Source organism: Phycisphaerae bacterium, assembly GCA_019636475.1.
In the GTDB taxonomy this organism is placed as follows: Bacteria; Planctomycetota; Phycisphaerae; order UBA1845; family UTPLA1; genus JADJRI01.
On sequence record JAHBXN010000005.1, the window covers coordinates 354,391 to 367,083 of the forward strand.

Genomic DNA, 12,693 nt, shown 5'->3' on the forward strand with positions numbered 1-12,693 from the left:
CCACAGGCGACTTTGGCCGGTCCTGGTCGGTTTTGACCCGCCCGCAAACGTTGCCGCACGCCACAGCCGATATTCCTGCTGGTATACTACCGTGATCGATTCGACGGTGGAAATGCGATCCGCCGTCTCGCAGAACCAAAGCCCCGATCGTATCGCCGACAGGCGGAACACTGAGCAAGGCTATATACCGACATGTACGCCATAAACGCCCCGATGGATCTAAACATCAACCCCGTCGAGGAGGCGAAGCAACCCTTCTCACCGGGCTGGGCGATGTTCATCGCCATCTGGATCGTCTGTCTGCTGGCCGGCGCGGCGCTGACCCTCCAGATGAAGCAACCGGTGCTCGGAGCGATTGTGGCCGGCCTTCCGACGCTGGCAGGCATATTGATCAGCCCGATTTTCTCGCTGTGCTGCATCTGCCTCGTATTGCCGCTGAGCGGATCGATCAATTTTGAGGGCGTGTTCACGGCCGACCGCGCGATCGGCGCGCTGGCGACGGCGGGCATCCTCATTCATTGCAAGTTTTTCCGAGGCAGCGTGAGGATCAGCGGCTCACCGCTGCTGCCGCTGTTTCTCATCGCAGGCTGGTCGACCTTGTCGGCACTCTGGTCCGTCAATCCGCAGTATGCATTCTTCTCCGCCCTGTCGCTGGTTCAGTTGTCGTTCTGGGTCTGGGCGTTATGGAATGCAATCGCCTATCGCGGAAACTACATCTGGCCGTTGCGATGTTATGCCGCGGGCATGCTGGTCGTCGTCATGCGCCTTTACCTGTCCGGAGGACTCTCACGAATCAAGGACGAAGGCAACGCGGCACGACTGACGCTCGAATCGACAAGCCGCGACAACGTCAATCCCAATGACTTCGCGGCATTTCTCGTGCCGGCGTTCTTCATCGCGGTGTATCTCTTCCTTCGCGATCCCGCGAAATTCCTCCGAATCATCTGGGTCATCTGCGCGATGGTTTTTCCGATCATGATCGTCCTAACCGGCGCTCGGAGCGCGCTGGCCGGATTGCTTTGCGCGCTGCTGGTGACCGCGCTGACGTTTCACCATTTCATCCGCGCTCGCGGCGCGCTGATCGGAATCGTCATCGCAGGCATCTGTATGGTCGGCGGCATTTTCTACGTCCTGAGCAGCGATCTGTCCCGGTCGGACGCGGTGCAGCGGATTCTCGATCCTCGTCTGCGCGGCAAGGGCATGAACAATCGCTTGATGCTCATGGAGCGCGGCCTGACTCATATTTTCTCGCGTCCGCTCCTTGGCACGGGCTGCCATAACTACGTGCTGACCTACCAGGAAAAATGGGCGATTCACAACGATCCGATGCTGATCGCCGCCGAATTGGGTATCTTCGGCGGTTTTCTGTACTTCTGGTTTTTCTGGAAGCTCGGAAAGACGGTATTCGGCACGCGCGCGCCGCCTGAAAAATGGTTCGCCCGAAGCCTGGTGATCTTTCTTTTCGTGACCGGGCTGGCACATCCAATCTTCGCGGCGAAATCGTTCTGGTTCTTTTCAGTTTGCGGAGCGGCCGTCGCGTTTCGCGCGCGCCAATCGGAAGAAAACGCCGCGATGGATCTGGCCTACCAGTACGCATCGATGCCGCCGCCGGACCTGCAACTGAGCCAGCACCGCTGGGGCCATTCATACGCCTGACCAGCCGGCGCCAACCATTCGCGCCGAGTGTGCCGACCAACGACCTTCATGCGCATTCTTGCAATCGCCAGCCTGTATCCACTGTCACACGCCGACAACGCCGGTCAGGCGCGCCACGTTTCGTTCCGCGCGCTGGTTGCACAAGGACATGACATTGAGGTCATTCGCCCGCAAATGCGCCTGTATCAGTGGATCTCCCGCGACTGGCGATTGAAGAGCGGCCAGCATGTGCCGCTGCGATATGAACTCGACGGCGTGCCGGTGGCGTGCCCGCGATTTTGGCGCCTGCCGGGCAGATACTGGCGACCTTACGAGGCAAGCTGGCGCTACGGCCCGGTCGCTCGCCTGGTCCGGCGCGCCCATACCGCGAAGCCGTTCGATGTCATTTACGGATGCGAACTGGTGTCGGATGGCGTTGTTGCGGTTCGACTGGGTCGCGAGATGAAACTGCCGGTGATGCTGTCGAGCATCGGCAGCGATGCTCACACCTACCCATATCAAAGCAAGCGTGCGATGACAGTGACGCGCAAGGTGCTGTGTGAGGCGGATCTGATACTTGTAGAGGGGGCCGGTGCGGTCGAGGATATTAGACGACTGACGACTCACACCGCGCCCATCCACGTCTTCAGTCGAGGCATTGATCTATCTCGCTTTGAGGGCGCCCTGTCGAAAGATGCCGCGAGGGAAAAACATGGCCTGCCTCGTGGGCGCCGGCTCATCGTGTTCGTCGGAACCCTAAATGAAAGCAAGGGTGTTCTCGTGCTGGCGGAAGCGTTCGCGCAGATCGCACCGCGTCACGCCGACGCCGACCTGGTCTACGTCGGCTCGGGGACGATGTTCGATGATATTCGGACGATGACAGCAACCGCCGGTCTGAGCGATCGGGTGCATCTGCTCGGAAAGCGTCCGTTCAGCGAAGTCCCGCACATCCTGCTGGCCTGTGACGTATTCTGTCTGCCCTCTTTCGCCGAAGGATTACCCAAGAGCGTGGTCGAGGGCATGGCGGCCGGACTTCCGGTTGTCGCGACGAACGTCGGCGGAATACCGGACGTGATGTCGCACGGCGAATGCGGGATCCTCGTGTCGCCACGCGACGTGAACGGGCTTGCCGGCGCGCTGGACCGTCTGTTGGCAAATCCGGACGAAGCCGCCAGAATGGGAAGTGTGGGTCAGGCCATCGCGCGGACCCACTTCGACACTGTGAAGAATGCCGCAGGAATCCTGAGATTCGCGGAAGAGGCCATCGCTCGCGGCAATACACGGATGGCACAATCAGAGGGGAGTGGATGGCCGGCTCAATCAGTGTGATGACGATCGTCGGCGCGCGACCTCAATTCGTGAAGGCGGCGGCGGTCAGCCGAGCCATCGCGCGTCACAACGCCGCGCCGGATTGTCCGTGCCCGTTGTCCGAGTCGATCGTTCATACCGGCCAGCATTACGACTCGAACATGTCCCAGGTTTTCTTTGATGAGCTGGAAATTCCCAGCCCTCGCCACCATCTCGGTGTCGGCTCCGGCTCTCACGGGCGCCAGACCGCCGCCATGCTGGAACGCATTGAGTCGGTGCTCATGTCGGAACGGCCGGACCGGGTGCTGGTCTATGGCGACACGAACAGCACGCTGGCCGGCGCGCTGGCAGCCGCAAAGCTGGGGATTCCGATCGCGCATGTCGAGGGGGGACTTCGGAGCTTCGACAAATCGATGCCGGAAGAGGTCAACCGCGTCGTCACCGATCATCTGAGCGACCTGCTGTTCTGTCCGACGCAGGCATCGGTCCGGAATCTCGCGCGAGAGGGCATCACAACCGGAGTTCATCAGGTCGGCGATGTCATGCACGACTCGGTCCTCTTTCACGTTGCCCATGCGGAGCGTACGAGCCGCATACGGGAACAGCTCGGCCTTTCTGCGAAACAGTACTTTCTCGCGACGGTTCACCGCGCCTGCAACACGGATGACCCGGCGAAACTGAATGCCATCCTCTCGGCGCTTTCGGCCCTGCCGCTGCCAGTCGTGCTTCCACTGCATCCCCGCACGCGGCAGATCATGAATGATCGTGGAATCACTGCATCCGGCGCTGTTCGCATCACGGAACCCCTGCCTTACCACGACATTCTCGCCCTGGAGAAGAACGCCCGGGCGATCATGACGGATTCCGGCGGCATGCAGAAGGAGGCATATTTCTTCCGCGTGCCGTGTATCACCCTACGGGAAGAGACTGAATGGGTGGAGTTGGTGGCGGCCGGCGCGAATCGGCTGGCCGGTTCGGATGCCGCTCGAATCGCCGAAGCGGTCGAGTGGGCGATGTCATGGCGTCCGGCGTTGACGTCCGCAGCGGATGTGTATGGAGACGGGAGCGCGGCTTCGCGCATCGTGGAAATCCTGACCAGCGAATCGTTCGCCCGGGCGAGCGGGACTAAATCGGAAAATCATCAATCACGCGGCGATCAGTCGGCGACCGCCACGCCGCGTCCGTGCATGACGGAGGGTCTGCGATGAACGGCGGGATCGCGGGAGAATCGCCATCGCGAGCGGCTCGGCGCAAGCGGGTCGTGCAATTCGCGACGGTCCATCCGCCTTTTGATATTCGCGTTTTTCATCGCGAATGCAAGACGCTAGTCAAGGCCGGTTACGATGTTACCTACGTCGTGCCGCATGATCACGACGAAGTCGTCAGCGGCGTACGTATTCGTGCCGTCCGCAAACCCAGAACGCGCTTTGAGCGCATCTTCATCACGTCATGGAAAGTACTCTTCCGGGCACTGGCGGAGAAAGGTCACATCTATCACTTTCATGATCCGGAGCTGATTCCCGCGGCGCTAATCATGAAGCTGTTCGGCAAGCGAGTGATTTACGACGCGCACGAGAATACGCCGCAGAATGTGCATTTCAAACCATATATACCGAAGCCGATCCGCTTCATCGCCGCCTGGGCGACGGAGATGATCGAGCAAGTCGCGATGTTCGCGCTGGACGGCCTGATCGGTGCCACGCCGAAGATCAACAATCGGTTTCCTCCGAAGAAGGCGGCATTGGTTCAGAATTTTCCAATCAAAGAAGAGATTCTCATTGAACACAACACCCCCATGCGCGATCGGCCCAATCTTCTGATCTACGCGGGCGAGATCAGCTGGCAGCGCGGTTCGCACCAGTTGGTCAAGGCCATGGCTCTGATTCCCAGGGAACTCAACGCCAAGCTCGTCATCGCGGGCAATTTCGTGCCGCCCAATCTGATGGACGACCTGAAGAAACTGCCCGGTTGGGATCGTGTGGAGTATCTCGGTTGGCGTCCGCGCCAGGAGATCATCGACCTCTACGGCAAGTCGCGTGTCGGGCTCGTGGTCCTTATGGCTGAAGCCGTCCACTATACGGTCTCGCAGCCGGCCAAGCTCTACGAATACATGGCGGCGGGACTTCCGGTTGTGGCGTCCAACTTTGAATACTGGAAAGAGCTGATCACGGGAATCGGCTGCGGCATCCAGGTTAATCCGAGCGACGAACAGGCCATCGCGGATGCGATCACGAAGATCCTCCGTGACCCTCAACTCGGCGAAACCATGGGCGCGAACGGCCGCCGCGCCATCGAGGAGAAATTTAATTGGGACGTCGAGAGCCGAACGCTTCTGGCGCTGTACGATCGGCTCAGCAAGATGTGACTGCGCGGAACGAGGCAGACGCGCCGGGCGAATGAACCGTCGCAACCGTCATCATGAAACAGGTACTGCAAAATCTGAAAACCGGCATCGTCGAGCTGGCCGACGTGCCCAGTCCGATGGTGAAGCCGGGCTGTCTGCTGATTCAGTCGCGGGCGTCGCTGATCTCCCCGGGAACCGAGCGAATGCTCGTCGAATTCGCCAAGGGTAGCCTCATCGCCAAGGCTCGATCGCAGCCGGAACGGGTGCGGCAGGTGCTCGACAAGATCAAGACAGACGGTCTGCTCCCCACGATGGAAGCGGTCTTTTCGCGCCTCGATGAGCCGCAGCCGATGGGGATGTCGAATGTCGGCGTGGTTCTGGAGGTCGGCGCCGGCGTGGCGGGCTTTCAACCCGGCGATCGCGTCGCGAACAACGGCCTGCACGCGGAGATCGTCTGCGTTCCGAAGAACCTCTGCGCGAAAGTGCCGGAGAACGTCTCGGATGAAGAAGCGGCTTTCGTTGTCCTCGGTTCGATCGGCCTACAGGGCGTTCGTCTGCTGAATCCGACGCTTGGTGAGACGGTGGCCGTCATCGGGCTCGGCATGATCGGCCTGCTCACGGCGCAACTGCTGATCGCGCACGGGTGCCGCGTGATCGGCATCGACACGGACGGCAGGCGTCTGGCGATGGCCCGCGAATTCGGCACGGAGATCGTGGATCTACCCAACGGTGCGGACCCGGTCGCACACGCCAAGGCGCTGTCGCATGGACGGGGCGTCGATGGTGTCATCATCACGGCATCTTCCAAGAGCCCCGACATCATCCGCCAAGCCGCCCAGATGTGCAGAATGCGCGGGCGGATCGTCCTCGTCGGCGTGGTCGGGATGGAACTCGCCCGAACGGATTTCTATCGAAAGGAGCTGACCTTCCAGGTCTCCTGTTCGTATGGACCTGGCCGATATGATTCGACTTATGAGGAACGGGGACAGGATTATCCACTGGGCTTCGTGCGCTGGACCTCGCAGCGGAACTTCGAAGCGATCATCGACATGCTGTCCGCCGGCCGGCTGCACGTGAAGCCGCTGATTACGAAGAAGCTGCCGTTTGCTGATGCGGCTGATGCATACAGCGCCTTGACGCAGGATCGCAGCACACTCGGCATGATCCTTGAGTATCCCCGGACCGAGCCGCCGACACATCGCGTCGTCCGATTGCGCGATCCGGTAACTGGCGGCGTCCCATCGGCTGGCGCGGCCGCCGGATCGGCGGTGATCGGGCTCGTCGGCGCCGGCAATTTCGCGAAGATGACACTGCTTCCGGCATTGCGCGGCTGTCCGGTGCAACTGCGAACAATTGCCAGCGCGGGCGGCGTCAGCAGCCTGCACAATGGCCGGAAGTTCGGATTCGAGAACGTCACGACCGACTACCGCACGATTATCGACGACGCAAGCGTGAACCTCGCGATGATTGTGACGCGACACGACATGCACGCCAGACTGGTGACCGAATTCCTGGATGCCGGCAAGCACGTAATGGTCGAGAAGCCGCTGTGCCTCACACTGGAGGAACTCGAATCCGTGCGCGCCGCCGCTGAAAGAGCGGCCGGCCGGCAGTTGCTGGTGGGCTTCAATCGGCGCTATTCGCCCCACGCGATCAAAATGCAATCGCTGCTGTCAGGCCGGAGTGAGCCGATGACAATCAGTGCATTGATCAATGCGGGCGTCATCGCGGCGGACTCATGGACGCAGGACGCGGCGGTGGGCGGAGGCCGGATCATCGGCGAAGGGTGCCACTGGATTGACCTTATGCGCTTCCTGGTGGGCGCTCCGATCGTCCGGGTGACCGCGACGCGCGTCGGAGAAAGCGCCGGACTGGCCGTGCGGGACGACAAGGTTTCCGTCACGCTTTCCTTCGCGGACGGTTCGATCGGCACGCTTCATTACTTCGGCAACGGGCACCGAAGCTATCCGAAGGAGACGATCGATGTTTTCTGCGACGGCAAGGTCCTTCGTCTGGACAACTTTCGCCTGCTGACCGGATACGGCTGGAAGGGCTTTTCTAAACTCAAGGTGCGGCGCCAGGACAAAGGTCATGCCGAGCAGTTTCGCCGTTTGACAGAAGCGGTTGCGCGTGGCGGCCCTGCGGTGATGCCGTTGTCTGAAATCGAGAATGTAACGCGCGCGTCGATCGCCGCGGCTGAATCCGCACGCAGTGGAAGCCCGATCGACCTGTAGCCTTCTCACGTGGACCATGACAGAACTGCCTGAAGGAATCGAATTGCAGCCGCGCAGCAGCTGTCCCGGCAGAGTTGTTCTGGCCGAGCCTGATGGTTCCTTCTATCTCGGCCGCAACTATGAGATCCATCGCTCAACCGACGGCGGAATGACCTGGCATTTCGAGACGAGAATGCCGCGCACCTGGCAGCGATGGATGATCGAGCGATCGAGACTGACCTGCCGGGCATTTCGACACGAGGTCCGGGCGATGGCCCGGCTTTCGGACGGGTCGTACATCGCCGCCAGCAAGAAGGGCGTCTATTGTGCCGAGCCGGGCCAGCAACTCATGACGCCGGCGCGGGTGGAGATCGTCGATTTTCTCAAGCCGCCGATGATGTTCTGCGTCGGCCCAGGTGCCCGGGTGCTCTGGGGTGAGTACAACACGACCAATCGCGACCGACCGGAGGTGCGAATCTACGCATCCGACGACCGCGGCCGTTCGTACCATGTGTCCTACGTCTTTCCACCAAATGAGATTCGACATGTGCACAACATTCTCCACGATCGTTCCGGCGGGCACTACTGGGTGCTGACGGGCGATCATCGACACGAGCCGGGATTCGGTCGACTCTCGGAGGATCTGAAATCGTTTGAGTGGCTGGTCCGGGGCAAGCAGGACTACCGCGCGGTCTGCGTATTCGATATGGGGGATCATTTCATCTACGGTACCGACACGGAGAACGAGACGAACCATGTCGTGCGGCTCGACAAGCAAACAGGCAGACTCGAACGCCTCGCACCGCTTGCCGGCAGTTGCATTTACGCATGCCGGTTCGGCCGCGTCCTCGCACTGTCGACGACAGTGGAGATATCAAGAGCCAATCCTTCGCGCGAGGCGACGCTTCTATTATCAACCGATGGTGAACGCTGGCAGACCGTTCTCACGGCACGCAAGGACGCGCTGCCGCAGAAGATTTTTCAATGGGGGTCGATCATTCTGCCGCGCGGCGCAAGCCCAATGGAGCGCGTGATCTACAGTGGACAAGCGCTCCGCGGACTCGACGGAATGACCACCGTTGCGGACATCGGATAGATGGCCCCGCTCGCAAAATACCAGACCGTTTTTGATTTCGTCAGACGCAGGCTGTCATACCCAGCACAACACACAGCCAGCACAGCAGAGAGATACGACGGAGCCAATGGGCGAATCCTGGCTTCATGGCTTGATCCCTCGGGCAGAAACCCAGATTTGTCGATGCCGATGAACGCGCCCGAATCCATTCGAGCCGCCGACATCCAAGTCACCGTGATACCCCCCCCCGGCGCCAGCGTCAACGAAATTCGCTAAGAAACCGCGAAATATCGGTTTAGATCGCGGTTACATGCGCCGCCTCCGACTTCCAATCCTGATTCAATTATCGCAAGTTCAGAATTGAAGCCTCACTCCGGACGTGTTACGCTAATCACTAGTGTTGGCACATAGTTACGTCTGCCGAGCCCGGATTTTCGGCCCCACCGTACAGGGCGGAGCATGGCACCATCCGTCGGCCTGACCGCTTCGGAATCGATCGGCGGCTGTGTGAGACGTAATTCCCGCCGGTCCCCGGCGGACAGTCGGATCCGTGCCTTCCGGAGAACGAGGAATTGGAACGCCAAGGCGACCAGGAACTGATCGCACGTCTTCATTCCGGCGACCCGTCGGCTGTGAACGAAGTTCGCGCCCGGTACGGGCGTGAGTTGCAGATGTTTTGTCGGCGTATGGTGTATGACGAGGTTCTGGCCGAGGACATCGTGCAAGAAGTGATGATGAAGTGCTTCAGCCCCGGCGTCACACCGCCGAGCGGCAGCCTTCGCGGGTGGCTCTACAAGATCGCCCGCAATCGGTCGATTGACGAGATTCGCAAGATGCGTCCCGACGTGCGAATGTCGGCAATGAAATCGGCCAGCCACATTTGGGACGGCGCCGCGATTCCCATCGACCCGGCCACGACGCCCGCGGGCAAGGCGATCAAGGCCGACCGCGCCCGTAGCGTGCAGACAGCGATCGACTCGATGGATGAAGACCTTCGCGAGGTGGTGATTCTCTACTTCTTCCAGGGACTTCCGCGGCTGGAGGTGGCGGAAGCGATCGGTCTGTCACTCGCGGGAACGAAAGCGCGGCTTTCTCGCGCGACCCGCCACCTGCGTGAGCAGCTTCATGCGCTGGACGATTCGTCGCTATGAACTGCCATGCCGTCGAAGAGAGTCTGCTCGATTATCTTGAGGGACAACTCGAACCAGCCGCCTCAGAACGCATCCGGGCCCACCTCGACTCCTGTCCGGCCTGCCGACGAGCACACCGCGAAACAAAGGAGCTACTCGACGCGATGCACGTTGCCAAGAACGTGCAGGAGCGGACCTACATTCGTGCCGCATCGGCGACACCCAGTCAAACCACGGTCGGGGGCGGCACGTCGCATTCAGATGACTGGAAAGCGGGCGCGCGGCTCGGCGACTTCGAGATTATTGAACTGGTCGGCCGTGGCGGCATGGGCGCCGTTTATCGTGCCAGACAGGTGTCGCTCAATCGAGTTGTGGCCCTGAAGATTCTGCCGTCTCTGGTCGCGGCAAGCGGCGATGCGCTCAGCCGCTTTCAGCGCGAGGCGCAGGCCGCCGCCCGCCTGCATCACACTCACATCGTTCCGGTGTATGCCCAGGGGCAGGAAGGAGGGCATTTCTACTATGCGATGGAAATGATTGAGGGTATCGATCTGGGGCGCATAATCCAGACTGATCCGTCCCGCCTTTATCAATCATCCGCATCGGCGGACGGTCTCGAGCGAGTCACCAACCGTCACGGTCATTCACAACCGGCTTCAAGTGGAAGTCCCGCCGCATTTCGCGCCGCGTCACAGCGAGATCACCGCGAGGGGTCGCCCTCGCCATTTACCGCCCCGCCAGGTGGCGCTGGTTCCGATGCCGCATCATTGACGCATTCCGGCACGACGCGGCAACAGGCCGACTATCGCCGACTCGCACGTCTCATCGCGCAGGTCGCGGATGCTCTGGCTCACGCTCATCGCCACCATGTCCTGCACCGCGACATCAAACCGCGCAACCTTCTGCTCGGTGCGGACGGACATTTGCACATCACCGATTTCGGCTTGGCCCGCCTTCTCGACGAACCGAGCCTGACAATTTCAGGCGAAATGCTCGGGACACCGGCTTACATGTCTCCCGAACAGATCGACGCCGACGGCAGTCACATCGACCACCGCACCGACATCTACTCCCTCGGCGTCACGCTATACGAACTGCTTACGGGCGTGCGGCCCTTCGACGGCCCCACGCGTGAGCAGACCATCGCCCGCATCCGCCTTCGAGAGCCCAAGCCGCCACGCAAGCTCAACCCCTCCATCCCGATCGATCTTGAGACCATCTGCCTGCGTGCGATGGAGAAAGACCCGCGCCGCCGCTACCAGGATGCCCGCGATCTGGCAGCCGACCTGTTGCGATATGCTTCGGATCGCCCGATCCTCAGCCGTCGCGTCGGTCCATTTGAAAAGACGATCAAATGGGTGCGCCGTCATCCGGGGCTAGCCGCGACCATGTCGTTGTCGCTGGCGATCTGCATCGGCGCCACGCTGTGGACGGTTCAGACCTACAAGGCGCGGCGTGACCGATCAGACGCGCTGGTGCAGCAGGCTTTCGACGCACTGGTGATCGAAGACTACCGAGATCCTGCGCGGCCGCTGGCACTGCTGGAGCAGGCCGCCGCACTCGGCCCTGACCCGACGCGTTTCGCGATTGCGTCAGGCATGTGTCACCTTCTGGACGACACAGCGCGTGCAATCGAACTGTTCCGATCGGCGCTGGCGCGCAACCCGACAAACGTTCGCGTGCACTACCTGCTCGCATGGGCCTGCCGGATTGATCAACGCTTCGAGGAATCGAGCACATGGCTGGCCCGGGGTGATTCGCTTGGCGGACCCGACGGCGACGCATTTGCACATTTTTTTCGTGGACAGGCCCTTGTCCGCAACAATCCGGATGCCGCCATCCTTGATTTCAAGGCCGCGGTCAGCCTGCGGGCCTCCTTCTATCAGGCGCTGCTGCACCTGGGTCGCGCACTGAACTATCAGATGTATCACGACCGCAAGCTTGAAAACCTCGGCGTCGTTCGTGACACGCTGACGGCAGCCTGCCTGCTCCGAAGCGATACGGCCTATCCGCGGTATCTGCTGTCGATCGCCTTTCGCCTCGCGGCGGAAATCTATCAGGCCGGCGGCGACACCGAATCAGCGAATCGTTACTTTGATCAGGCCCTTAAGCTTGCCCGCGAGGCCCAGACGGCCGAGCCCACCAGCCCGCGTGGCTACGTCTGCGAAGCCGAATACTGGGAGGCGATTGGCGACTACCGCAATGCACTCGATGCCCGCGATCGCGGTGAGCGATTTTGTACGACAGCCTTCTCGCGCGTTGAACTCTACCAGTATCGCTGGCGCGTCGCCTACTGGCTGGACGATCTCGACCGCGCCCGCGCAGACCTGTCCGCGATGGCGACGATCTGCCCGACCAACGACCCCACCTATTTCTGGCAGATTCATTTCTTCCCCGCCATGATCATGGCCGATCAGGGGAAACGGACCGACGCGATCAACCACGCGCGACAGTTCGCCGCGATACGACCTCAGGACTTCCGCACCACCACTTCGGCGGCGTGCCTATTCCTGGTCCTTGGCGCGCCTGTTGAAGCGACGGATCTGCTCAACGCACGACGCTCGACGATCCAATTCGCAGACGTCGCGACAGGTTCCCGTACGACGGAATGGTACAGCGCCGTGTATGACTACCTCCGCGGCGCGACCGACTGGACCACGTTGGAGACGCTTGCGACGAAGCTGCTTGCCGTTGAAACCGCGGCACCTGTTGCGCCGGATGCCAGGCTTCAGTGGCCGGAAGCCCATTTCTTCCACGCCTGCCGCGAACTATCGGCCGGGCATCGGGAAGCCGCTCTGGCGGCCTTCACCGCTTGTGAAGCTACTTACGATATCGAGGACTACTGCTATCTCGCGAAAGTCTTCGTTCGCAAGATGCAGGCCGATGCAAACTGGCCGCGGTGGCGTCAGATCGGCCGGATCGGCTCCAGCGGCGTCAACGGCGAATTCGCTCGCGAGGGTGTGGACGCCGGAGATTGACGCCCCCGGCTCC

The 12,693-nt window shown here is 61.2% G+C and carries 8 protein-coding genes; all 8 read left to right on the plus strand.

The window, feature by feature from the left end:
• Positions 1 to 192 precede the first annotated feature (192 nt).
• The 8 genes from KF841_10595 (at position 193) to KF841_10630 (ending at position 12,680) form a co-directional block, all read left to right on the plus strand.
• Positions 193 to 1,656 (plus strand): O-antigen ligase family protein, encoded by a 1,464-nt coding sequence (locus tag KF841_10595; protein ID MBX3395804.1) that lies wholly within the window; start codon positions 193 to 195, stop codon positions 1,654 to 1,656.
• A 48-nt stretch (positions 1,657 to 1,704) separates the two neighbouring features.
• On the plus strand, positions 1,705 to 2,964 hold the full coding sequence (locus KF841_10600; GenBank protein MBX3395805.1) for a glycosyltransferase: 1,260 nt from the start codon (positions 1,705 to 1,707) through the stop codon (positions 2,962 to 2,964).
• On the plus strand, positions 2,943 to 4,151 hold the full coding sequence (gene wecB, locus KF841_10605) for a UDP-N-acetylglucosamine 2-epimerase (non-hydrolyzing) (GenBank protein ID MBX3395806.1): 1,209 nt from the start codon (positions 2,943 to 2,945) through the stop codon (positions 4,149 to 4,151). Before KF841_10600 ends, wecB begins: the two co-directional genes overlap by 22 nt.
• Entirely contained in the window at positions 4,148 to 5,308 is a 1,161-nt protein-coding gene (locus tag KF841_10610; GenBank protein ID MBX3395807.1) for a glycosyltransferase family 4 protein, read from the plus strand. The genes wecB and KF841_10610 overlap by 4 nt, the downstream gene beginning before the upstream one ends.
• A gap of 53 nt (positions 5,309 to 5,361) precedes the next feature.
• Positions 5,362 to 7,521 carry a bi-domain-containing oxidoreductase gene (locus KF841_10615; GenBank protein ID MBX3395808.1) on the plus strand — a complete coding sequence of 720 codons (2,160 nt, stop codon included), beginning with the start codon at positions 5,362 to 5,364 and terminating at the stop codon, positions 7,519 to 7,521.
• 16 nt (positions 7,522 to 7,537) lie between these two features.
• Positions 7,538 to 8,596: a hypothetical protein gene (locus KF841_10620; GenBank protein ID MBX3395809.1), complete on the plus strand. Its 1,059-nt coding sequence runs from the start codon at positions 7,538 to 7,540 to the stop codon at positions 8,594 to 8,596.
• A gap of 551 nt (positions 8,597 to 9,147) precedes the next feature.
• On the plus strand, positions 9,148 to 9,726 hold the full coding sequence (locus KF841_10625; protein ID MBX3395810.1) for an RNA polymerase sigma factor: 579 nt from the start codon (positions 9,148 to 9,150) through the stop codon (positions 9,724 to 9,726).
• Positions 9,723 to 12,680: a protein kinase gene (locus KF841_10630; protein MBX3395811.1), complete on the plus strand. Its 2,958-nt coding sequence runs from the start codon at positions 9,723 to 9,725 to the stop codon at positions 12,678 to 12,680. The genes KF841_10625 and KF841_10630 overlap by 4 nt, the downstream gene beginning before the upstream one ends.
• The last annotated feature ends 13 nt before the right edge of the window (positions 12,681 to 12,693 follow it).

Bases quoted from the DNA above. Each gene is read 5' to 3' on its own strand.
- KF841_10595 (MBX3395804.1), top strand. From the start codon at position 193: ATGTACGCCATAAACGCCCCGATGGATCTAAACATCAACCCCGTCGAG.
- KF841_10610 (MBX3395807.1), top strand. From the start codon at position 4,148: ATGAACGGCGGGATCGCGGGAGAATCGCCATCGCGAGCGGCTCGGCGC.
- wecB (MBX3395806.1), top strand. From the start codon at position 2,943: ATGGCCGGCTCAATCAGTGTGATGACGATCGTCGGCGCGCGACCTCAA.
- KF841_10615 (MBX3395808.1), top strand. From the start codon at position 5,362: ATGAAACAGGTACTGCAAAATCTGAAAACCGGCATCGTCGAGCTGGCC.
- KF841_10620 (MBX3395809.1), top strand. From the start codon at position 7,538: ATGACAGAACTGCCTGAAGGAATCGAATTGCAGCCGCGCAGCAGCTGT.
- KF841_10600 (MBX3395805.1), top strand. From the start codon at position 1,705: ATGCGCATTCTTGCAATCGCCAGCCTGTATCCACTGTCACACGCCGAC.
- KF841_10630 (MBX3395811.1), top strand. From the start codon at position 9,723: ATGAACTGCCATGCCGTCGAAGAGAGTCTGCTCGATTATCTTGAGGGA.